Source organism: Mycobacteroides sp. CBMA 271 (genome assembly GCF_009729205.1).
Classification (GTDB): domain Bacteria; phylum Actinomycetota; class Actinomycetes; order Mycobacteriales; family Mycobacteriaceae; genus Mycobacterium.
In genome coordinates this window covers 115,531-137,701 of record NZ_VTHB01000001.1, presented here as the reverse complement: position 1 = coordinate 137,701, position 22,171 = coordinate 115,531, and the positions used below count along the sequence as shown (strand labels likewise).

Annotated in this window: 18 protein-coding genes; 12 read left to right on the top strand and 6 right to left on the bottom strand. The window is 64.2% G+C overall.

Annotation, left to right across the window (positions count from 1 at the left end):
• Positions 1–110: 110 nt before the first annotated feature.
• From FZI91_RS00655 to FZI91_RS00625, 7 genes are all read left to right on the top strand, one after another.
• Positions 111–1,493: an ammonium transporter gene (locus tag FZI91_RS00655; RefSeq protein ID WP_155937637.1), complete on the top strand. Its 1,383-nt coding sequence runs from the start codon at positions 111–113 to the stop codon at positions 1,491–1,493.
• Between the two features lie 5 nt (positions 1,494–1,498).
• A complete protein-coding gene (locus FZI91_RS00650) occupies positions 1,499–1,837 on the top strand; it encodes a P-II family nitrogen regulator (RefSeq protein WP_005056967.1) in 339 nt (112 codons plus the stop codon).
• A gap of 32 nt (positions 1,838–1,869) precedes the next feature.
• The gene (locus tag FZI91_RS00645) at positions 1,870–4,248 is read left to right on the top strand and encodes a [protein-PII] uridylyltransferase (protein ID WP_155936826.1); all 2,379 of its coding nucleotides are present in this window, start codon (positions 1,870–1,872) and stop codon (positions 4,246–4,248) included.
• Positions 4,249–4,795: 547 nt separating this feature from the next.
• Positions 4,796–4,930 carry a DUF4926 domain-containing protein gene (locus FZI91_RS23870; protein ID WP_309224086.1) on the top strand — a complete coding sequence of 45 codons (135 nt, stop codon included), beginning with the start codon at positions 4,796–4,798 and terminating at the stop codon, positions 4,928–4,930.
• 141 nt (positions 4,931–5,071) lie between these two features.
• A complete protein-coding gene (ffh, locus tag FZI91_RS00635; RefSeq protein ID WP_162525840.1) occupies positions 5,072–6,643 on the top strand; it encodes a signal recognition particle protein in 1,572 nt (523 codons plus the stop codon).
• A 4-nt stretch (positions 6,644–6,647) separates the two neighbouring features.
• Entirely contained in the window at positions 6,648–7,709 is a 1,062-nt protein-coding gene (locus tag FZI91_RS00630; RefSeq protein ID WP_166548221.1) for an amidohydrolase family protein, read from the top strand.
• A gap of 10 nt (positions 7,710–7,719) precedes the next feature.
• On the top strand, positions 7,720–7,989 hold the full coding sequence (locus FZI91_RS00625; protein ID WP_155936825.1) for a hypothetical protein: 270 nt from the start codon (positions 7,720–7,722) through the stop codon (positions 7,987–7,989).
• Here the strand turns inward: FZI91_RS00625 and FZI91_RS00620 are convergent.
• Positions 7,986–8,849, bottom strand: a complete 864-nt coding sequence (locus FZI91_RS00620) for a D-alanyl-D-alanine carboxypeptidase family protein (RefSeq protein WP_375234350.1) — start codon at positions 8,847–8,849, stop codon at positions 7,986–7,988. The two genes, FZI91_RS00625 and FZI91_RS00620, sit on opposite strands and share 4 nt — an antisense overlap.
• The gene (locus tag FZI91_RS00615) at positions 8,849–10,999 is read right to left on the bottom strand and encodes a hypothetical protein (protein ID WP_155936823.1); all 2,151 of its coding nucleotides are present in this window, start codon (positions 10,997–10,999) and stop codon (positions 8,849–8,851) included. The genes FZI91_RS00620 and FZI91_RS00615 overlap by 1 nt, the downstream gene beginning before the upstream one ends.
• Before the next feature lie 130 nt (positions 11,000–11,129).
• Here FZI91_RS00615 and FZI91_RS00610 point away from each other — a divergent pair, with 130 nt between their 5' ends.
• Positions 11,130–12,149 carry an LLM class flavin-dependent oxidoreductase gene (locus tag FZI91_RS00610; protein WP_162525870.1) on the top strand — a complete coding sequence of 340 codons (1,020 nt, stop codon included), beginning with the start codon at positions 11,130–11,132 and terminating at the stop codon, positions 12,147–12,149.
• On the opposite strand, the gene FZI91_RS00605 is transcribed toward FZI91_RS00610, so the two are convergent.
• The gene (locus FZI91_RS00605) at positions 12,146–12,553 is read right to left on the bottom strand and encodes a PaaI family thioesterase (protein WP_155936821.1); all 408 of its coding nucleotides are present in this window, start codon (positions 12,551–12,553) and stop codon (positions 12,146–12,148) included. The genes FZI91_RS00610 and FZI91_RS00605 overlap by 4 nt on opposite strands.
• A gap of 11 nt (positions 12,554–12,564) precedes the next feature.
• Between FZI91_RS00605 and FZI91_RS00600 the strand changes: the two genes are divergently transcribed.
• Complete coding sequence (locus FZI91_RS00600) at positions 12,565–13,002, top strand: nuclear transport factor 2 family protein (protein ID WP_155936820.1); 438 nt, start codon at positions 12,565–12,567, stop codon at positions 13,000–13,002.
• 36 nt (positions 13,003–13,038) lie between these two features.
• The gene (locus FZI91_RS00595; protein WP_155936819.1) at positions 13,039–15,363 is read left to right on the top strand and encodes a hypothetical protein; all 2,325 of its coding nucleotides are present in this window, start codon (positions 13,039–13,041) and stop codon (positions 15,361–15,363) included.
• Here FZI91_RS00595 and FZI91_RS00590 read toward each other — a convergent pair whose 3' ends face one another.
• The 3 genes from FZI91_RS00590 to FZI91_RS00580 are packed head-to-tail and all read right to left on the bottom strand — an operon-like array spanning position 15,364 to position 21,198.
• A complete protein-coding gene (locus FZI91_RS00590; protein WP_155936818.1) occupies positions 15,364–17,118 on the bottom strand; it encodes a WD40 repeat domain-containing protein in 1,755 nt (584 codons plus the stop codon). It lies immediately after the preceding gene.
• 31 nt (positions 17,119–17,149) lie between these two features.
• Positions 17,150–18,256, bottom strand: a complete 1,107-nt coding sequence (locus FZI91_RS00585; protein WP_162525838.1) for a toll/interleukin-1 receptor domain-containing protein — start codon at positions 18,254–18,256, stop codon at positions 17,150–17,152.
• 2 nt (positions 18,257–18,258) lie between these two features.
• Positions 18,259–21,198 (bottom strand): TIR domain-containing protein, encoded by a 2,940-nt coding sequence (locus FZI91_RS00580; RefSeq protein ID WP_162525837.1) that lies wholly within the window; start codon positions 21,196–21,198, stop codon positions 18,259–18,261.
• Between the two features lie 216 nt (positions 21,199–21,414).
• On the opposite strand from FZI91_RS00580, the gene rpsP reads away from it, so the two are divergent.
• The gene (gene rpsP / locus FZI91_RS00575; RefSeq protein WP_155936815.1) at positions 21,415–21,891 is read left to right on the top strand and encodes a 30S ribosomal protein S16; all 477 of its coding nucleotides are present in this window, start codon (positions 21,415–21,417) and stop codon (positions 21,889–21,891) included.
• 8 nt (positions 21,892–21,899) lie between these two features.
• On the top strand, positions 21,900–22,142 hold the full coding sequence (locus tag FZI91_RS00570; RefSeq protein WP_005081564.1) for an RNA-binding protein: 243 nt from the start codon (positions 21,900–21,902) through the stop codon (positions 22,140–22,142).
• Positions 22,143–22,171: the final 29 nt, after the last annotated feature.

Sequence of the window (22,171 nt, the reverse complement as noted above, 5' to 3'; positions counted from 1 at the left end):
AGACGCGAAACACACGCGCGCCTTCTCGGAAACATCTGCTGAGCATTCTTCACAGCGCAACGTGCAGAAATTTCCTGAGAGGAATGCCGCTAGTGGATGGTTTCCCATTGATGGGTGTCCCGAATACCGGAGATACCGCGTGGATGCTGGCCAGCGCCGCGCTGGTGTTACTGATGACGCCCGGCCTGGCCTTCTTCTACGGCGGCATGGTCCGCGCGAAGAACGTGCTCAACATGATCATGATGAGCATCAGCGCGATGGGTCTGGTGACCGTGCTGTGGGTGCTTTATGGGTACTCGATGGCATTCGGGAACGACACGGCGGGCCTGTTCGGTGACCCGATGCAGTTCTTCGGACTCAAGGGCCTCATCAGCGCCAACGGTGCCGATGCGGTGGTGGCCGACCCGGCCAATAACATCGCGGCGGCCGACGTGGTCAATATTCCGCTAGTGGGGTCCATCCCGGCCACCGTGTTCGTGGCCTTTCAGCTGATGTTCGCGATCATCACCGTTGCCCTCATCTCGGGTGCGGTGGCGGACCGGCTGAAGTTCGGTTCCTGGCTGCTGTTCGCGGGCTTGTGGGTGAGCGTTGTCTACTTCCCGGTCGCGCACTGGGTTTTCGCGTTCGACAAGGCTTCTGCGGCGCACGGCGGGTGGATTGCGAACAAGCTTTTGGCGGTCGACTTCGCCGGTGGCACCGCCGTACATATCAACGCCGGTACCGCGGGCCTGGTGTTGGCGCTGATCCTCGGTAAGCGTAAGGGCTGGCCCGGAACGCCGATGCGCCCGCACAATCTGCCGTTCGTGATGCTGGGTGCTGGGCTGCTGTGGTTTGGCTGGTACGGCTTCAATGCCGGATCGGCCACCAGCGCCAACGGTTTGGCGGGCGCGACGTTTGTCACTACCACGGTGGCCACCGCCGCCGCCATGCTCGGCTGGCTACTTACCGAACGTATCCGTGACGGGCACGCCACCTCGCTAGGCGCGGCTTCCGGAATTGTCGCCGGTCTGGTGGCCATCACCCCGTCCTGCTCTTCGGTGAATGTCGTTGGCGCCCTGGCGATTGGTACTATCGCGGGTATCCTGTGCGCACTTGCCGTCGGGCTGAAGTACAGACTGGGATTTGACGACTCGCTGGACGTCGTCGGTGTGCACCTGGTCGGAGGGATCGTCGGCACGTTGCTTATCGGGTTCTTCCTTGCCCCAGGCACCGGTGCCGCAGCCACGGCGGGCGTCAAACTCGGTCTCCTTTACGGCGGCGGACTAGAACAGTTGTGGCGCCAAGCCGTTGGTGCCGGGGCGGTTCTACTCTATTCGGCGATAGGCACCGCTATCGTTGCCTTCATCGTGAAGTACACCATTGGCCTGCGCATCAGCGACGAGGGAGAGGCGGCGGGAGCCGACGAATCCCAACATGCTGAGGGTGCATACGACTTTGTCGCACTGGGAAGTGGTTCGGTTATCGGCCGCCACACCAGCGGCAGGGAGGAATGAGGGACATGAAGCTGGTCACCGCGATCGTCAAACCGTTCACGCTGGAAGATGTCAAGACTGGCCTGGAGCAGGCGGGCATCCTCGGCATGACGGTCAGCGAGGTGCAGGGCTACGGCCGGCAGAAGGGTCACACCGAGGTGTACCGCGGCGCCGAATACTCGGTGGACTTCGTGCCGAAGGTTCGTGTCGAGGTTGTGGTGGATGACAGTGCCGTCGACAAGGTGGTGGAGGTCATCGTGACCGCCGCGCGCACCGGAAAGATCGGCGACGGCAAGGTATGGGTGAGCCCCGTCGACTCGGTGGTGCGCGTGCGCACCGGCGAGCGGGGCGCCGATGCCCTCTAACCGCTCAGTACTACAAGCGGAACGGTAATCACATGGGCGCCGCAACGGACCTCGTGGCCGCCAGGGCGCAGTTGCTTAGTGATAGTGGCAGGCTCAGCGCGGGTGCGATTCGCGAGGCGATGACCGATCTGAGTGAGCTCTGGCTGACGTCGAAGGCCACCGAGGTCGGTATCACCGACACCAGTGGATTCGCCATTGTGGCGCTGGGTGGCCTCGGCAGGCGTGAGATGCTGCCGCACTCGGATCTTGACCTGGTGCTGCTGCACGACGAGTCACTCAGCACAGAGGCCGTCAGCGCGGCCGCAGATGGATTGTGGTACCCGCTGTGGGACGCCAACATTCGGCTCGATCACAGTGTTCGTACGGTCGCGGGTACGTTGCAGGTTGCCGGTCAGGAGATGTCAGCGGCGCTGGCACTGTTGGACGCCCGACATATTGCGGGCGACGCCCAGCTGTCGAGTTTGTTGATCGGTGGTGTGCGCCAGCAGTGGCGCTCGCAGATCCGGATGCGCCTTGACGAACTGGTGGACTATACCCAGGCGCGCTGGAGGCGGAGCGGGGAGATCGCGCACCGCGCCGAGCCCGATCTCAAATCGGGCCGTGGTGGCCTGCGTGACGTACAGCTGTTGCGTGCGTTGGCCATTGCCCAGCTCACCGACAGTGGGCTGGCGAAGTCCTTTGATGGCGCCCATACCGTTCTTATGGATGTGCGCACCGAACTGCATCGTGTTGCAGGGCGGGACCGCGACCAACTGCTGGCCCAATTCGCCGACGAGATAGGCGCAGCATTGCGCATCGGCGATCGGTTCGACTTGGCCCGGCTACTGTCGGACGCCGCGCGCACCATCAGCTACTCGGTGGATGTGGGACTGCGCACCGCCACCAACTCGATTCCCCGACGCGGTATTTCGATGTTGCGCCGCACCGTTCGCCGTCCGATTGACGAAGGCGTGGTAGAGCACGCCGGCGAGGTGGTACTGGCCCGCGATGCCCGGCCCGAGCGCGACCCGTCGCTGATACTGCGGGTGGCGGCGGCGTCGGCGACTACAGGCCTGCCGATCTCGGCATCCACGTTAGGTCGTCTTGCCGAATCGGCTCCCGAGCTTCGGACTCCGTGGCCGCGGGAGGCGCTCAAGGATCTGCTGGTGGTCCTGGAGGCGGGACATTCCGCGGTGGCCACCATCGAGGCGCTAGATCGAACCGGATTGTGGGGCAGGCTTTTTCCTGAATGGGGTGCGGTACGAGACCTGCCACCACGCGATATTGTGCATATTTGGACCGTCGACCGACATCTGGTTGAGACAGTGGCTCAGGCCAGTGCCTTTACCACCCGGGTCTCCCGGCCCGATTTGTTGGTACTGGGCGCGTTGGTGCACGACATCGGTAAGGGGCGCGGTGGCGACCACAGCGTTGTCGGCGCTGAATTGGCCGTCCAGATCGGAACCCGGCTGGGGTTGTGGCCCTCCGATGTGGAGCTGCTGTCGAAGATCGTGCGGTACCACCTGCTGCTACCCAACACGGCGACGCGGCGTGATCTTGCGGACCCGGAAACCATTGATGCCGTAGTCAATACGCTGGGTGGAGACCTGCTGCTCTTGGAGCTTCTGCAGCAGCTCGCCGAGGCAGACTCGTTGGCCACTGGTCCGGGCGTGTGGGGGGACTGGAAGGCGTCGCTTATCGGGGAACTGGTGCGTAAATGCCGGATGGTGATGCGCGGCGAGCAGCTGCCCGAGCCCGATCCCATTGACCCGGAACTGCTTTCACTGGCTGCAGACGGCGGCGTCCAAGTACGGTTGGTGCCCGCGGGGTCGCCCCACATGTATGCCGTGAGCATGATCGCGCCAGATCAGCGCGGCCTGCTCTCCAAGGCCGCCGGGGTGCTGTCGCTGAATTCGTTGCGTGTGTTCTCGGCGGCGGTGTCCAGCCACGCCGGATCGGCGATCAATACCTTCGAGGTATCGCCACGGTTCGGGACACCGCCGGCCGCAGGGCTGCTTCGTCAACAGTTGATCTCGGCGCTCGACGGGGATTCCGACATCATCGCGATGCTCGATGAACGTGAACGCGAGGCCGCGCAATTCGGCACTGGTCTGGTGGGCGAGCCGGCCCCGGCGGTACCTACCAATTACGCCCCCGCGCCACCACGCATTCGATGGTTCGAGCCTGCCGGGGACACCGAGCAGCAGATCGTGGAGATCCGCACTTCCGATGCGCCGGGGCTGCTGGCGCGCATCACCGCGACGCTGGAGCGTCATGGGGTGGATATTGCGTGGGCCAAGGTCAACACCCTCGGTTCGTCGGTGGTCGATACCTTCTGCCTCAGTACCGGACCGGAGCAGGCCGTGCTGGAGGCCGCCATCGCCTCGGTGCTCCCGGCAGCGGCACCCGGGCCGAAGAAGGCTGCTAGCTAGGGGAAACTCCAGCCTCAAATTCTCAATGGATCCTTAGGATCCAGAAACCGCGTCGGCTGACGTACGCATGCGTCTGCATGTGGTCGCTAGTATCTGCGGATTCTAGCAAATTACGTTGTTGTGCAATGCATTTCGTGACCCTAGGGTCAAAGCACTATGAACGACGTGACAGAGAGCGCCAGGGAGCTGGCTCTTGCCGCCGATCCGCATTGGCGTAGTTCGAACCTGGCACCACTGTGGGGGTGGAGTTTGTCGGCACGGGGATAGCGACGTGTTCGTTCATGATTAGGGCCGAGTTTGACAAGTTCGCACTCGGAGGCGAATGCGATGGCTACACCCATGCAATGAGCGTCGGCAAGGTACTGCTGCCGATTCTAAATCCCGGTTTCTGGTATGTGGCCATCGTCGGTACCGGGGAGGCCGAAGTGACGGTTGTTCCCGCGGGCCTGCTAGGAAATGAGACATATGAACCCAAAAGAGCTCGATATAGTCAGGCTGATTCACCCTATTCCCGAGCACAATCTGCCGGAGGGGGGCTGAAGGAACGGTGGTACTAGATCACTTTAGTGAGCCCTCGGCCTATGAAGTGGAATTTCTCGATGCCGACGGATTCACAATAGCTCTGCTAACCATTCTGGCCACCAACCTAGAAGTTATTGGCCAAGGCGGGTCTTCTCGGTGATTCGCGGTGGGGTGGGGCCTGGATAACCTGCTGCCGACAGTCATAGGTAATCGTGTCATTGCTTGATGGACACTCGTGGCGGTATCGGTTGTATGTAGGCCGACGCAGCCGTCGTCCTACATGGCCCGATAGGCTGGTCGCGTGTTTGAATCGCTGTCTGACCGGTTGACTGATGCCCTTGCCGGCCTACGGGGCAAGGGACGTCTGTCCGACGCCGATATTGACGCGGCCTGCCGGACCATCCGGCTGGCGCTCCTGGAAGCCGACGTCGCGCTGCCGGTGGTGCGCACCTTCATCGGGCGCATCAAGGAACGCGCCAAGGGCGCCGAGGTCTCTGGGGCGTTGAATCCCGCGCAGCAGGTCGTCAAGATCGTCAATGAGGAGCTCATTGGCATCCTTGGCGGCCAGACTCGCCAGCTGTCATTCGCCAAGACCCCGCCGACCGTCATCATGCTCGCCGGCCTGCAAGGTGCCGGTAAGACGACGCTCGCCGGAAAGCTCGCTAAATGGCTTAAGGGACAAGGGCATACGCCGCTGTTGGTGGCGTGTGATCTGCAACGCCCAGGTGCGGTTAACCAGCTGCAGGTGGTGGGTGAGCGCGCCGGGGTCTCTGTCTTCGCGCCACACCCGGGCACCGCGGACGGAGGCCTGGAGGTCGGCTCGCTCGTCGGCGACCCGGTCTCGGTGGCCCGTGACGGTCTGGCCCACGCCAAGGCCCAGCACTTCGATGTGGTCCTCGTTGACACCGCAGGTCGCCTCGGCATCGACGCCGACTTGATGGACCAGGCCGGGCGTATCCGCGACGCCGTTGATCCCGACGAGGTCCTGTTCGTCCTGGACGCGATGATCGGTCAGGACGCGGTGAGCACCGCGGAAGCCTTCCGTGCGGGCGTCGGGTTCACCGGGGTGGTCCTCACCAAGCTCGACGGTGACGCCCGTGGTGGCGCCGCGCTCTCTGTACGTGAGATCACCGGCACCCCGATCCTGTTCGCGTCCACCGGCGAAAAGCTCGAGGACTTCGATGTCTTCCACCCCGACCGGATGGCATCTCGCATCCTGGGCATGGGCGACCTACTGTCCCTCATCGAGCAGGCAGAGCAGCATTTCGATGCCGAGCAATCCCTGGCCGCGGCCGAGAAGATCACCTCGGGGGAGCTGACGCTCGAGGACTTCCTGGAGCAGATGCTGGCGATCCGCAAAATGGGGCCCATCGGCAACTTGCTAGGCATGCTGCCCGGTGCCGGTCAGATGAAGGACGCGCTCGCTGCCGTCGACGACAAGCAGCTCGATCGGGTGCAGGCCATCATCCGCGGCATGACCCCCGCCGAACGGACCGACCCGAAGATGATTAATGCCTCCCGACGGCTGCGGATCGCCAACGGTTCCGGTGTCACGGTCTCTGAGGTCAATCAGCTCGTCGACCGCTTCTTCGAGGCACGCAAGATGATGTCCTCGATGGCAGGGCGCATGGGCATGGGCGCGATCAACCGCAAGAGCAACCGCAAGGGCGGCAAAAACGCCAAAAAGGGCAAGAAGGGTTCGAAGGGCCCGACGCAGCCGAAGATCCGGGGCGGATTCCCCGGTATGCCCCCGGGTATGGCTGGGATGCCTGCCGGGTTCCCGGATCTCTCCGGGATGCCAGAGGGACTGGGCGAGCTGCCCCCGGGTCTGGCCGATATCGACATCTCGAAGCTGAAATTCCCCAAGAGTTGAGCTTGTGCATTTACGGGGACTGACGCTTCCGTCGGAAGAGCCTGTCGATCTGTGGGTGCATGACGGCGTCATCAGCCTGGAACCGATTGCGAACGCCGACACCATCTTCGACGGCGGGTGGCTGCTTCCGGGACTTGTTGACGCGCACTGCCACGTCGGCATCGGGCCGCACGGGCCGACCACGCTTGCGGAGGCCGTCGCGCAGGCCGAGACCGAGCGCAGTGTGGGCGCACTGTTGCTGCGTGACGCCGGATCCCCGGTGGACACCCGCAGTTTCGACGAACGCGAGGACCTGCCGCGGATCATCCGCGCGGGTCGACATCTGGCCAAGCCCAAGCGGTACATCCCCGGGCTGCCCATCGACATCGAGGATGACTCGCAGCTGCCCGAAGCGGTTGCGGAACAGGCGCGTTGGGGCGACGGCTGGGTGAAGCTGGTGGGGGATTGGATCGACCGTTCCGTCGGCGATCTGGCCCCGCTGTGGTCCGACGAGATCCTTAAAGAGGCAATCGACGCCGCGCACGCCAACGGTGCGCGCGTGACCGCCCACGTCTTCGGTGAGGACGCGCTGCCGGGCCTGATTCGCGCGGGTATCGACTGCATCGAGCACGGCACCGGCCTTACCGACGACACCATCGCGCTGATGGTCGAGTACGGCACCGCGCTGGTTCCAACCGTCATAAATATCGAGAATTTCCCCGGAATCGCGGATTCCGCAACGAAGTACCCGCGCTACGCCCAGCACATGCGCGACCTGTACGCGGGCCTGCACACGACCTTCGGGAATGCGTACGACGCTGGCGTCCCGATCTATGCAGGCACCGATGCCGGCGGCTCCATTGCCCACGGACGCATCTCCGATGAAGTAGCGGCCCTGTCGCGCATCGGCATGAGCCGCACCGATGCACTGGGCGCTGCGTGCTGGCGGGCCCGCGAATGGCTGGACCGCCCGGGCCTGGAGCACGGCGCCCCCGCCGATATCGTTGGATACCGCGAGGATCCCAGATCAGGCCCGCAAGTGTTGTCGCGGCCGGATCTCATCGTGCTGCGAGGCCAGGTTCGGTAGAGTCGCTGACATGCGATTTGCTGTGGCATTGATGGCGGGCTTGGGTTTGGTGATCTGGATGCCCGCCGTGCCCGCTCATGCCGATGCACTCTGTTCGGAGTACATGGCGATGGACGACGGCGCGAAGATGGATGTGATCCACGATGTTGCGGCGATGGGCAGCCCGGTCGCCGCGATTTCGCCTAAGGACGCACGGGACTTGGCCACCGCGATCTGCCGGATGCACGGCTCGGCGAACGTTAGTGACGTGATGCTGCATCCGGCGAATTACTCGAGTTAGAGCGAGCCGACGCTGACCTGACCGTCGTTGGCGAATCCCCAATCGAACAGGCTCGACGCCTGATCCCAGTAGGTGGGGCCGCCCTCGCGCACCAGGCCGTACATCATCGTGACGACCAGCCGCTTGCCGTCGCGTTCGGCGGCCACGACATAGGTCTTGCGGGCCATATCGGTAAATCCGGTCTTACCGCCTATCACGCCCGGATACCGGTACATCAGCTCGTTTTGATTGTGCAGCACGCGGCCGGGGAAATCGGCGGCCGGCTGCCGGGTGATGTCCGCGAACACCGGATTAGCCAGTGCCGCACGGAAAATCACGGCGAGATCGCGCGGCGTGGAGCGCATATCCATCCCCGGCGCGTCCAATCCGGAAGGGGAGGCGGTGTGTGTTGCGGTCGCGCCCAGCGCCGCTGCCTTCGCGTTCATCTTCTCGACGGTCGCCTCGCGACCGCCCAGCATGTGTGCCAGCGTATTGGCGGCGTCGTTGCCCGATTCCAGCAGTGCGCCTTCGAGGAGGTCGTGCGTGGTGTAGGTCTGTCCGGCCTTGATGCCGACGCAGTTGCATTCGGCCTTCGCGTCGGCGGGGTCTGCGACCACGGTCGCGTCCATAGACAGCTCATCGAGCGCCACCAGGGCCAGCAGCACCTTGATGGTGCTGGCAGGGGGGTGCACGGCATAGGGCTCGCGAGCGGCGAGGATCTGACCGGAGTCCAGATCGGCCACCAACCACGCCTGAGCAGGACCCTCGGGTGGGGGAGCGGCCATGTCAGCGTGGGCGACGCCTGCGGGCGTCAGGGACAGGAGCAGGACGCTGAGCACCGCCAGGGCACGGTTTCGCAGAGTGGACATTGGGTCCGACACTAGCGCAGGGCCGACTCCACGTGATCCAGGTCCAACGATTCCACGAATTGTGACTGCTGGTACAACTCCCGCAACTGGTCCTGCGGAATAGCTTGCAGTGCAGACTTTTTGATCTTGTCTCCGCCGCCGGCCGCCCAGGCACTGTCCCAGATCATGGCCAGCGTGCGCGCACTGTCGGCCATCAGCTGGACTGTTTGTTCGCCGAACTGTCGCCACAGGCCGTCCTGGGTGGCCACCACTGGTTTGCCGCCCAGCGCGATGTATGCGTCGATCAGTTCTTTCGGTGCTATCCGCTTGGCCGATCGGTCCATCAGCTCGACGGTGGCCAGCGCCGCATGGAGCCCGTCCGCGACGGTGTCGAGTTGACCGAGTGTCGAAACGGCATCGGGTATCTCGGCCACCAGGTCGCCAGCATGCCGGTCGATCATCTTGGATTCGTAGCAGCTGTGCACCCCGGCGCCGGATCCGTCCGGATATCCGTCGGCGAGGTAGCTTCCGTGCAGCGGTTGGGAGGCGTCGCCCACATAGTGGGCCAATAGTCCTGCAGCGCAGACGAACTGGTCGATCTTCTTGTTCTTCAGGAAGTCGACCATGGCGTCGTAAAACTGCCAGACGCGGAAGGGCAGCAGGCCGCGCTTGTCCTGGGTGGTGTGGCCGCGTTCGTCGTAGAACTGCTGCCACTTGGCCACCGACAGGTTGGCGATGTCCTGCAGGCACAGGTCCCGCACGATCGACCCGTCAGGTCCCGGCTCGTCGATGTCGGCGTAGTGGCACGGATGTTCGGGGCCTTGCGATCGATACCCGACCATGTGGTCGTCGCGACCGCCCACCACCTTGCTTGGCAGGTTCTTCCAGACCAGGTCTGCCACGTCGGCGAGCGGGATGATGCCGTCCGGGTTGCTGCGGGCCTCCTTGAGCCGCTGCGCGATGGTCTTCGGGTCCAGCTCGGACAGCGCGAAGCTGATCGATTCCAGGTTGGCTTGCATCAGCGTCTTGAGGTTCGGCGAGCGGATCGTGTCGGGGGTGAAGGTGGCGATGCTGTAGTGACCGGTCTGCCCCCAGAACGGTCGGGCACCATCCTGTTGCCCGATCACGGGCTCGACATCGAGGAGATTGCAGACCGTGCTCAGGCTGGTGGCGAGGGCGAAGTTCAGCGTGCACCGCGTGGCCCCGTCCAGGAACGCCTGCCCGCCCCACTCCACGGCAAGCGGTGCGGGTCGCGCCCGGTCGGCGGTGAGGTGCCAGACCATGCCGGAATCGCCTGGAACCGTTTGCGGCCCCTGCGGATCCGGGGCGATGAGAAAGTCTGATACATATTCGGAGCCACCCAGCGACTTGTATCGGTAGAACAGCGCCGCGATCTTGCCGGCCACCAGGCCCGAACCCGCGCCGTGCGCCACGACGGGTTGGTCGATCAGGTCCAGTGCGTTGGTCATGTCGCCGGTGTCGACCATGGGGCCTGTATCGCCGATTCCGTAGGCCGTCGAGGTCCATTCCCCGGCGTCGTCGACGTCGACGAGCCCGATATCCAGGGTCAGGTAGGTGTTGGTCATGGGGTAGGGGTATACCTCGTCGAATGGCAGCCGGGTGAGCTGCTGTCCGCTGGACACCCCGACGCGTGCTCGGGCGAGGCCGCGGATCATCTCGATCTCTTGGCCTGCCGGTCCACACACGTGCCGATTGGTCAGCGCATAAAGGGTGTGCCCGTCGGAAACCAGACAGCCGGCGGTGGCGGTATGGGACTGGTTCTGCACGTCCACCACGATCGGCATGCCTCCGCCCAGCAGTGTGGTGGGCCATCGCACCTGGGAAGGGCGCTGGGCGATGGTGGTGACCGGGGCCGGAACGACCTGCACCTTGCACACCGGGACCACGCGACCATCGGGCATGTACAGCTGCTTGGGCACGTAGTCGTACGGGGTGAGGGACTTGGGTGCGGCCCAGTCGCTGATGAAGACCAGCACGCACGGCCAGGAAAACCCTTGTTCCACTCGGGAATTGACAAGGGTCCGAGCGCCCCCGGGTTTTTCCCGGATCAGGTAGCGGCCGACTGCGGTGCCCACCACGTTGGGCTTGCTGGTGAGGTGGTGGTGATAAAGCTCGCGTGCTGCGAGCAGATCGGTGACCGACAGAGCTTGCAGGTTGTCCATCTAACGATTGGTAGTGCCCGCGAACCAGACGCCGGTGCGCATCAGGTGAACATGGGATGAATCGCGGCTGGGAGTTTCCCGAAGGAACAAAAGCGGACTACGGTCCGTTTGGGAGAGTATGACGAGCAACGTGCAGTTTGGTTTGGATACCTTCGCCGATGTCCCCGAGGGGATGACCAATCCGGAAGCAATTCGTGCCGTGGTCGAGGAGGGCGTGCGCGCCGATCAGGTGGGCGTCGACATCTTCGCGATCGGGGAGCATCACCGCAAGGAGTTCGTGGGGGAGTCTCCGGAGATGATGCTGGCCGCCATCGCTGCTCGTACCGAGAGGATCACGCTCGCCACCGCCGTCACCGTGCTCAGCACCGACGACCCGGTGCGGGTGTACCAACGGTTCGCGACTCTCGACGGAATCTCGGGCGGCCGTGCCGAGGTGGTGCTCGGTCGAGGATCGTTCACGGATTCGTTTCCGCTGTTCGGATACGACCTGGGCGATTACAACGAGCTTTTCGAGGAGAAATTCGACCTGATGGCCAAGCTGCTGCCGGGAGATCCGGTGACCTGGTCGGGGCAACTGCGCTCGTCGCTGGACGGCGTGGACGTCTTCCCGAAGACGGCAGACGGTCTGCGGGCCTGGGTCGGGGTGGGCGGATCGCCGGACTCGGTGGTGCGCAGCGTGCGGCACCGTATTCCGATGATCTTGGCGATCATCGGTGGCGATCCGATGCGGTTTGCGCCCTATGCGGACCTGTACCGGCGTGCCCAAGACCAGCTCGGTGTCACCGAGGCGATGCCGCTGGGCATCCACAGTCCGGGCCACATTGCCGAGACGGACGAGGAGGCAATCGCCCAGTACTGGCCGGGGTTCCGGGAGCTGCGCACCACGATCGGTGGTGAGCGCGGTTGGCCGGCCCCGCGGTACGAGGAGTACCTGTCCGAGGTGAAAGCCGGATCCCTGTACGTCGGCTCGCCCGACACCGTGGCAGCCAAGATGGCCAAGACCATCCGCGGTCTTGGCGCCGACAGGTTCAGCATGGTCTATCAGGCCGCGCAACCGGGGCTGGGCATGCAGAACGTCGAGTTGTACGGCACCGAGGTCATCCCGCGGGTGCGCGAGCTGCTGGCCCTCGATGAGGCTGGAGCCGCCTAGGCGAAGTTGTAGGTGGCCAACGCCTTTGCCACCACGGCGCCGGCGGTGTCGGACACGGTGACCTCGATGTTGGAGAGTCGCTTACCGCGGCGGACCACCTGGCCCACCGCGGTGAGGTCGGCTGCATCGGCAGCGGACACATAGTTGACGGTCAGGGAAGCCGTCGAGCCGCCGACCCTTTCGGGGACCACGTCGTCGGCCCAGGCGGCGGCCATGGCCGCGGTATCGGCGAGTGTGGCGATCGCTCCGCCGTGCACCGTCTGACCCATCGTCGCCAGCTCGGGCTTGAACGGCATCGTGAGCACCGCCCGGTCATTGCCGATTTCGGTCAGGGCAATTCCCAGGTGCTGACACAACGGAGAATTCGGGACGAATTGCGCGATGATTTCGGTCCGAGTGGGCATGCTCACAAGCTATGACATCCACGTGGACCCTCGAGGAAGTATCCGACCGCCTGCAGATCCAGCAGCTGCTGGTCGACTATGCGACCGCCATCGATACCCGCCAGTTCGACGATCTGGACGACGTGTTCTTGAATGAGGCATACATCGATTACACGGCGATGGGCGGCATCGAGGGGGAGTATCCCGAGGTCAAGGAGTGGCTGGGGAAGGTGCTGCCGGCCTTCCCGATGTATTCACACATGCTCGGCAACATCTCGATCACCTTCGACGACGAGGCTCGCAGCGCGGCGATAGTGCGCAGCCTGTGCTTCAACCCGATGGTGCCGCCGGGAGACACCGAACAGGTCCTCTTTCTTGGACTTTGGTACGACGATGCGGTGGTGCGCACCCGCCATGGGTGGCGCCTGACGCGGCGTGTGGAGACGAAATGCTTCAACAGGCTGGTGTGAGTTTGGCCTGGTAGGCCCCCTGAGTAGACTCCGACAGTGGCATTGAGAACCGCCCGTGTAGCGTTGGCGACCTTTGCCGTCACAACGTTGGGATACCTGACGGCGTTGGCTGGGTGGCCCGGGATACGTGATTCGGTACCGGCGTCGTTGCGCTGGTTCGGCGCACCGGATTCGGCGTCCACCATCGCCGTCGTGGTCGTGACTCTGGCGGCATTGGGTCTGGTGATGACGCGCCGCCGCACGGGTGCCACCGGGGTTCCGGTGGCAATTGCCGCGATCCTGGCGGTGCTCACGCTGATCCTCGGATTCGCCTCGTACGTACGGTGTCACGACGACAGCCATCCGGCGTTCTTCACCCCACTGCTGTGGGCCGTCGAACTGGTCAAGGGCGGGGACCCCACCCGCTCTCTCGACGGCGGCCCGTGCCCCGTTCCTATGCCGGCCGCACTGCACCTCGCGCAGGTGTCGGCCATGACGGTCGTGGTGATGTCGGTGACCGGAGTTGCGGTGGCGCTGTTCCAGGCGCGACTGCATCGGCTGCGCGTCTATCTCGCTCGATCGGTCACGGTGATCGTGGGACTCGACGACGATGCCGAACCAATGGTCGCTGCCATCAAACGCTCCATGCGGCAACATAGTTCGCTCGTCGTCATCACCGACAATCCGGATCGAGACTGCGTGCGCCGCGCCCGCACCGCGGGAGCGGCCATCCTGAGCCTGGACCTCACCCAAACCGCGCCGCTTGCCGCACTGGACATCTGGAACAAGCTCGACCGCCTCTACCTGCTGGCGGCCGACCCGTCCACCAATCTGTGGCGGCTCAGCGCCATCAGCGCGCGCGGAGGCGACCGCCTGCGCATCCCGCTCATTGTGCGCATCGACGACCCGTGGCAGGCGTCCGCTTGGCGCGCGCAGCATTTCGGCGGTGTCCACCATCGGTGGGCCGCCGATACCGTCGGAATCTATGAGGTGACGGCGCGGCGGCTGCTCGATCGGGTGATGGCCGCACGCACGGTCCGAGAGGTGCTGGTATGTGGGTCATCCCAACTCACCACCGCACTGTGCAGCGACATGCTGCAGCGACGGCTCGAACAACGCTACAGCGGACGTGGTGAACCGACGACGTGCACCGTTATCGCCCCGAACGCATCAGAATACCTGCGCGACAACGAGTTTGCCGCGACACAGCTTGGGCATCCGGCGCAGGCCGGCGGCCTGGTCGCTGTCGACGAAGAGCCCACCGTGGACGCACTGCTGCAGCGCCTACAGGCGAGTGATCCAGGATCGACCGCGGTGGTTCTCGTCGACTCCAGCCTGGACGTCAGCGCCGCCACCCGGATCGCGGCACGCTTCCCCGACACCATCGTTCATGCCTGGGACCCGCGAGCCGATGCCAGTGGGGAACGCACCGCACTGGTGGGTCGCCTCTACACGTACCGGCTGAGCCTGGATCTGCCGGGCGGGCAGGCGCACGACGCGTGGGAACGCGCCGCCGAGCTCATCCATAACCGGTACGTCCGCGACAACGAGCGGACCGGCCCCACCGCGCGTCCGTGGGGACAGCTCGACGAGTTCTATCGCGAGTCCAACCGGCGGCAGGTGCGCAACGCGCTATGGATAGTGGAAAAAATCGGCGGGCATACCTGGAATACCTGGGGCGGCCCGCCCGATGACGCATCGACCTCGGAGCTGTATCGGCTGGAACCCGCAGAATGTTTGCGCCGCATGGGTTTCGATTTGCCCACTGCCATCGCAATGGCACACTCCGAGCACCAGGATTGGTGCCGCTACTACCGCAAGCATGGGTGGCGGGCCGGACCCCGTGACGACGCGGGGAAGGTTCACGACAAGCTCGTCGACTGGGCGCAGATCGAGGCGGACCCGGCACGGCTCGACGCCGCGCTGGGCAGCCTGGCGGCCACCCTGACCAAGCTGCGCGAGCTGGGCTACCGGTCAGCGCCCGCGACTGGGGACAGCGGCTGGGCGGAGTTTCGCCGCGCCGGTGAGGTGCTGGCGCGGCAGCGTCCCACCGCGTGGACATGGACCGCGCAGGATGGCTCAACCATGCGTGCCGAGGCGGGTGACTGGTCCGTTCGTGAGAAGCATCCCAGCACCGACGCCACGGAATGGTCTGTGCGTGATGACATTTTCCGCGCTACCCACGAGCACGTCGCGGGCCGCAGGTGGCGTCGGCGCGGTTCGGTACTCGCACGGCCGGCGCGCGCCGGTGAGACAGTCGAGTCGCTGGAGGGTTGCGTCACCGCAACCGAGGGCGCGTGGATAGTGCAGGGCGATCACGGAGACATCTGGGTGGTTCCCGGCAACGAGTTCGCCCGGCGATATGTACGAATCTCTGGCTAGCTACTCCGGCACCGGCAGGTCCGGGCAGCCGACAACGTAGTCGATGTCGGGGGAGACCCACCGGTTCCACTGCTCGCGACTCATGTTCGAGGAAAGCTTGTCGCACAACATATCTGGCCATTGCATCGGGCCGGGCCAGCGCAGGACGGACTTCCGCATGCCGGCGAAAATGCTGGCGCCGTCGGCAGAGAATGCGACGGTGAAATAGCTGCTGTTCCTGCTGTTGTCAAAGTTCAGTGGCTCACCGACCTGCTGACGGCTGGCCACATCCCAGATCCGTATCTCGGCGACCTTGGAAAAATAGCCAGAGCCGGAGGCGAGCAGCCGTCCGTCAGAGCTGAACGCCAAGGTCTTAACGGACGCATTTTGGCCAGTGAGTGGCTCTCCCACCAGCTGGTGAGTCTGCGCATCCCAGATCGAGATTGTTTCCTGAAAAACTCCGGAGTTTTTGTTGAGACCACCGGAGGCCAGCAGGCGGCCATCCGGACTAAAAGCAAGTGTATAGATGTTGGAGCCGCCCCAAGGATCACCGATCTGTTTCCCGGTCGTAGCATCCCACCCCTGCATCTGGTCTCCGTTAGCGGCAACGAGCTGGCGACTATCTGGGCTGAATCGAAGCACTTCAATCGTTGCTTTCAGGCCGCCGAACTCGGCGTCGATTCGTTTCCCGGTGTCCGCGTCATACATGGTGATCGGGCGGTCGCCGTACTTCTTGACGGCCAGGCTCGATGCGCCGATAGCGACCCTGGTCCCGTCCGGGCTGATCGCAATCGTGCTGGCGTTCGTCTGGTCGGTGTTGGAGACAAGCCGGCCGGTTCGCAGATCCCAGACCTGTACCCGATAGCGGGCCGTGCGCGTCGCTGCCACATAGTCGACTTTGAACGTCGCCGCTCGGCGACCGTCGGGTGTCATGGTCAACTTGTAGGCCACCACGGAATCGTCGAGCTTGGTCACCTGGTTGTTCTCAAGGTTCCAGATGGCGCCCAAAGTGTCGGAGAAGTCTGGCAGGTCGTGACCGGGCGCCAGCCCCGCCACCTTCGCATCCGTCGGCAGATTGACGGCGGGGGCGGTAAGGGGGCCGCCGAGGCTGCTGTCCGCATCGGCGCGCCAAACCCGGATGGCCCGGTCGAAGAAGACGATCGAGACGATCTGTAGTCCGTTGGGAGTGAACGTGAGTTCATCAGGGCTAGCTTGATTCAGCGGCGTACCGATCGGGGCACCTGTTTCGGCATCCCAGACTCGGGTGCCGTCATTGCCACCCGAGGCGATGCGAGTTCCGTCCCGGCTGTAGGCCACGTGCGATACCTGGCTGGTGTGGCCGGTGATCGGGGCACCGACAGGGGCACCGGTGAAGGCGTCCCACTGTCGGACGGTCCTATCGCCAACACCCGCTGCGAACCTGCGGCCATCCGGGCTGAATACAGGCTGCCAAATGCGGAGGTTTTGGTCGCTGGGGCCGCGAGGACCGACGATGGCGATCGGTTCGCCGATTTGCTCGCCTGTGTCGACATCCCACAGATGGGTCATTCTGTCCGCGCCGAGCGTAACGGCGTGGCGCCCATCCGGGCTCAGTGCCAGATCGAACTGGCCGTAGGGTTGCTCGGGAAACGTGCGGATCACGTCCCCGGTGTCGGTGTTCCAGACCTCGACTCGAAGGGTCGGCTGACGACCGGCGCGCTTATCTAAGCGGATCGCGGCGATCCGAGTTCCGTCGCCGCTCATCACCGCGTCCCGCCCCTCAAACTGCCGGATCATCGTGCCGGCGTCGAGGTCCCAGAGCCCAATCTTAAAAGCATCCCAGTCGTAGGTGAGTAGACGCTTTCCGTCGTTGGTGAGCCCCCCCCACTATCCGTGCCGTCTGGCCGGTCAGTTCCGATAGTTGCTGGCCGGTGGCGATATCCCAGATGCGGATGACCGACTCTTCGTTACTCCCGGTGATGATGCGTTTGCCGTCCGGGGTAACCCGCAGCCCCTGGGGCGTTCGGGGGGTTCGGATGATTTTCTGTAAGGGTGCGGTGGATTGGAGTCCGCCCAGTATTCCGCCGCGGGCGGCCACCGGCGACAGACGTGCCGCCACGGTCAGCTCCTGCAACGCTCGGTCATCGGTTCCGCCGCGCGCCCGTTTGAAGATGGCGTCCGCGTCGGTGGCGAGGCGCAGCGCGACCGCCTCGTTGCGCTGTCGGATCGCCTCGCGGCGTTGGATGAATGCGATTCCAGCCGTAGTGACCGACAGGATGGTCAAGATTGCGAGTGCGGTGATGGCGAGGCGTCGGAAGCGGCGGAAGCGTTGTTGTTCGCGTAGGTCTTCGGAGGCGAGTTCGTATTTGGGTTTGCCGTGTATCGGGGCGGCGATGTCGGTGAGTTTGTCTCGGAAGACTGGGTTTTGGATGTCCCAGGGGTTGTCTTGGGAGACATCGATGTAAACCGGTTCGGTACCCAGGGCGTCGGTGGCGGCTAGGGCTGGGGGTGCTGCGGTGGAGCCTTGGGGGTCGAAGGCTCCGTGGGTGTCGTCCCAGAGCAGGGTTCCGTCGGCCATGACCAGCACCAGGTTGTTGCGGCCGCGATGTTTGAGCCAGTAGTCGATTTCTTTGTTGACCCATTCCGAGCCCGCGGAGTTGGGGGAGAGCACCACCACCAGATACCGCGATTTATCCAGCGCTTCAGTCAGTTTGGCCCACAGGCTCGGGCTGGCGGCGAGGTCGGTTTTGTCTCGAAACACGCGAAGCGCGTGCAAGCGTCCTAGTTTTCGGCCGATGCTGTGTAGGCCTTTTTGGATGCCTTCGGCCACGGCGGCATCAGCGCGGCTGTAGGACAGGAACGCGTCATAGTCGTATCCGCCGGGCTCAGCTATCGGCAGCTCCGCAGCGTACGCAGGATCGTCCGGTTCGGTCATGGTTACTCCGGCACCGGCAGATCGGGGCAGCCCGGCACGTACTCGATGTCCGGCGAAACCCACTGTTTCCATTGGGTGCGGCTCATATTCGCGGTCAGCTTGTCGCACAACAGATCCGGCCACCGCGCCGGGCCTGGCCACTGCCAGACCCCGCTCCCTTTACTAGCTGCGCCACTGGCGAAGATTTTGGTGGTGTCGGAGGAAAATGCCACCTGGAACGCCGCCTTACTGGCGACGACGGGCAGCGGTTCACCGATCTGCTGACCGCTCTTCACATCCCAGATCCGCATCTCGCCCTTTTTATAGTCTTTACTGTCGGAGGCGCCGGAGACGAGGAGCCGTCCATCGGAGCTGAACGCCAGGCTCGACGGTGGATCGTTGTGGCCGGTGAGCGGCTTTCCTGCTAACCGGTGAGTTTGCGTATCCCAGATCCAGATCGTTCCGCGGCCTGCCGAGGCGAGTAGCTGACCGTCCGGACTGAACGCCAGCGCCCCTTGGGCGTTGAGGTCGCCGCTCCAGGGATCGCCGATCTGTTGTCCGGTCGCGGCATCCCACTCCCGGAGTGCCCCTTTCGAATTTACGGCGACGAGCTGGCGACCGTCGGGGCTGAACCGAAGTGCGGTGATCGTTCCATCTAGGCCGTCGAACTTGGTGTCGATCTGTTTTCCGGTGTCGGCGTCATACAGGGTAATGAGGCGACCGCCGCGCTTTTCGACAGACGAGCTGGACGCGCCGGTGACGACGCGGGACCCGTCCGGGCTGATGGCAATTGCGGCGAGGGTATTCGTATCGACATCGATACTGGAGATCGTTTTGCCGGTGTGCAGATCCCAGACCTGCATTTTCGTGGACCGCACCGCGGCCCGGCGGCCGTCGGGCGTCACGGCCAATTCCAGAAGCGAGGTGTACTGCCAGTAGGGCACGTTTTCGCGGAAGTCGGTCACGCGGCCGTCCCCGAGGTTCCAGATCGCAGCCGACCGCGAGACGTCTGTTGTCTCGCCGCCGGGTACCACGCCGACCACTGGAGTGCCTTCCGGCAGGTTGCCGGCCGGGGCGGATATGGGGCCGCCGAGCCGAGTATCCGAATCTGCGCGCCAGATCTGAATCGTCTTATCGCTGCTGATCGAGACGATCTGTTTGCCGTCGGGGGTGAAGGTGAGTCCCTCGATCGCATCCAGGTGACCTGCGAACGGCACGCCAACCGGTGCACCGGTTTCGGCATCCCATACCCGTACCGTGGTGTCGCCTGTCCCGCCCGACGCGATGCGGGTTCCGTCCGGGCTGTAGGTCACGTGGAATACCAGGCCTGTGTGGCCGGCCATCGGGGTACTGATGGGGGCGCCGGTGAATGCGTCCCACTGTCGCACGGTGCCATCGCTGAGGCCCATGACAAACCTTCGGCCGTCCGGGCTGAATTCCGGGCTGTGCACGCCGATGGTGCTGCCGTCTGAGCTGCTGGGACGGGGGATTGCGATCGTTTCACCGATCTGCTCGCGGCTGTCGACATCAAAGATCCGGGCCGCGCCATCCCCGTCAACAATGACAACGCGGCGACCATCTGGGCTCAGTGCCAGCTCGCGCATGGAGTCGGATTGCTCGGGAAACATGCTGACCGGCTCCCCGGTGGCGGCGTCCCACACTCCGAGTCGATAGATCAGCTTCTTTTTGTCTGGCCCCCACCGTGCGTCGACGGCGGCCATCCGGGCGCCGTCGGCACTCGTAACCGCGTCCCCTGCCAGTTCGGCCTTGAGCTGCCGAATTATGGTGCTGGTGTCGAGATCCCACAGCCTGACCACGCCAGCCGAGTCCTCGGAGATCAGGCTCTTTCCGTCGGGGCTGAGCCCAACGACCCACAAACCCGTCTTGGGCGTGCCGGTCAGTTCGGATACTTGCTGTCCGGTGGCACCATCCCAGATGCGGATAACCGGCTCCTCTTTGCTGCCGGTGATGATGCGTTTGCCATCCGGGGTGACTTTCGGCGTGACGAGGCCGCGGGAGGTGCGGATGATTTTCTGCAGGATGGCAGTGTTTTGGAGCCCGGTGAGCATTCCGCCGAGTGCGGCCACCGGTCCCAGGCGTGCGGCCACGGTCAGTTCCTGTAGTGCTTGGTCATAGGTTCCGCCGCGCACCCGTTTGAAGATGGCATCGGCGTCGGCTACCAGGCCCCGCGCGACCGCATCATTGCGTTGATGGATGGCTTCGTTTCGTTGTTGTTGGGCTTCGCGGCGTTGGATGAAGGCTACTGATGCGGCGGCAATGGCGATGACGAGCAGGAGGGCCAGTGCTGTGATGGCGAGGCGTCGGAAGCGGCGGAAGCGTTGTTGTTCGCGTAGGTCGTCGGAGGCCAGTTCGTATTTGGGTTTGCCGTGGATGGGGGCGGCGATGTCGGTGAGTTTGTCGCGGAAGGTGGGGTTTTGGATGTCCCAGGGGTTGTCGTGGGAGACATCGATATAGACCGGTTCGGTACCCAGCGAGTCGGGCGTGGCCAACGCTGGTGGTGCGGCGGTGGAGTTGTCGGGGTCGAAGCGGCCATTGCTGTCGTCCCAGAGCAGGGTGCCGTCGGCCATGACGAGTACGAGGTTGTTGCGACCGCGATGTTTGAGCCAGTAGTCGATTTCTTTGTTGACCCATTCCGAGCCCGCCGAGTTGGGAGACAACACCACCACCAGGTAGCGGGATTTGTCGAGTGCTTCGCTGAGTTTGGCCCACAGGCTCGGACTCGCTGCTAGATCGGTCTTATCCCGGAATACTCGCAGGGCGTGTAGTCGGCCCAGTTTTCGGCCGATGGTGTGCAGGCCTTTTTGGATGCCTTCGGCCACGGCAGCATCAGCGCGGCTGTAGGACAGGAACGCGTCGTAGTCATATCCGCCGGGCTCGGCCAACGGCAACTCCGCCGCATACGCAGGATCGTCCGGTTCAGCCGTGTCGGCACGGTTATCCATGGTCTGTCCCCCCATTAGATGTATCTGACGTAATCGTAGGCGCGGGTGACCTGGGAGTGGAGGATTTGAGCTGGTAGTCCCCGGTCTGGCACAATGGCCCGGTCCGCGAATTGGCTAAGGCCAACAGTGGTCAGACCCACGCGAGGCAAAACCGGATCGTGCACGTCCGCACGTATCGCCGAATTGCCGCGTGATACTCAAGGAGAAGTTGTAGTCATGGCTGTCAAGATCAAGCTCGCCCGCCTCGGGAAGATCCGCAACCCGCAGTACCGCATCACGATCGCCGATGCCCGCACCCGCCGTGAAGGCCGTGCCATCGAGGTGATCGGCCGGTACCACCCCAAGGAAGAGCCCAGCCTGATCCAGATCGATTCCGAGCGCGCGCAGTACTGGCTGTCCGTCGGTGCGCAGCCGACCGATCCGGTGCTTGCCCTGCTGAAGATCACCGGTGATTGGCAGAAGTTCAAGGGCCTGCCGGGCGCCGAGGGCACTCTGAAGGTCAAGGAGCCCAAGCCCAGCAAGCTGGACCTGTTCAACGCCGCACTGGCCGCCGCCGACGGTGCGCCGACCGGTGAGGCCATTCAGCAGAAAAAGAAGAAGGCCAAGAAGGCCGAGTCCGCTGAGGCCGCGGCTCCGGCCGAGGACGCCGCTGAGGCTCCTGCCGTCGAATCTGCCGACGCCGCAAGCGAATAGGGCAACAGATGAGCTCCGTCGTAGTCGATGCCGTTGAGCATCTGGTACGAGGAATCGTCGACAACCCCGACGATGTCCGCGTTGACCTGGTGACGAACCGTCGCGGTCGCACCGTAGAGGTTCACGTCCACCCCGACGATCTCGGAAAGGTGATCGGCCGGGGCGGGCGTACCGCCACCGCGCTGCGCACCCTGGTCGCGGGCGTGGGCGGTCGCGGTATCCGGGTCGACGTAGTGGACACCGACCGGTAGCTGCCGCATCATGGTCTTCGCGCAGACGG

Bases quoted from the DNA above. Each gene is read 5' to 3' on its own strand.
- FZI91_RS00605 (WP_155936821.1), bottom strand. From the start codon at position 12,553: ATGCCCACTCGGACCGAAATCATCGCGCAATTCGTCCCGAATTCTCCG.
- FZI91_RS00645 (WP_155936826.1), top strand. From the start codon at position 1,870: ATGGGCGCCGCAACGGACCTCGTGGCCGCCAGGGCGCAGTTGCTTAGT.
- FZI91_RS00570 (WP_005081564.1), top strand. From the start codon at position 21,900: ATGAGCTCCGTCGTAGTCGATGCCGTTGAGCATCTGGTACGAGGAATC.
- FZI91_RS00615 (WP_155936823.1), bottom strand. From the start codon at position 10,999: ATGGACAACCTGCAAGCTCTGTCGGTCACCGATCTGCTCGCAGCACGC.
- FZI91_RS00600 (WP_155936820.1), top strand. From the start codon at position 12,565: ATGACATCCACGTGGACCCTCGAGGAAGTATCCGACCGCCTGCAGATC.
- FZI91_RS00655 (WP_155937637.1), top strand. From the start codon at position 111: ATGGGTGTCCCGAATACCGGAGATACCGCGTGGATGCTGGCCAGCGCC.
- FZI91_RS00625 (WP_155936825.1), top strand. From the start codon at position 7,720: ATGCGATTTGCTGTGGCATTGATGGCGGGCTTGGGTTTGGTGATCTGG.
- FZI91_RS00650 (WP_005056967.1), top strand. From the start codon at position 1,499: ATGAAGCTGGTCACCGCGATCGTCAAACCGTTCACGCTGGAAGATGTC.
- rpsP (WP_155936815.1), top strand. From the start codon at position 21,415: ATGGCTGTCAAGATCAAGCTCGCCCGCCTCGGGAAGATCCGCAACCCG.
- FZI91_RS00580 (WP_162525837.1), bottom strand. From the start codon at position 21,198: ATGGATAACCGTGCCGACACGGCTGAACCGGACGATCCTGCGTATGCG.
- FZI91_RS00585 (WP_162525838.1), bottom strand. From the start codon at position 18,256: ATGACCGAACCGGACGATCCTGCGTACGCTGCGGAGCTGCCGATAGCT.
- FZI91_RS00590 (WP_155936818.1), bottom strand. From the start codon at position 17,118: ATGATCCGGCAGTTTGAGGGGCGGGACGCGGTGATGAGCGGCGACGGA.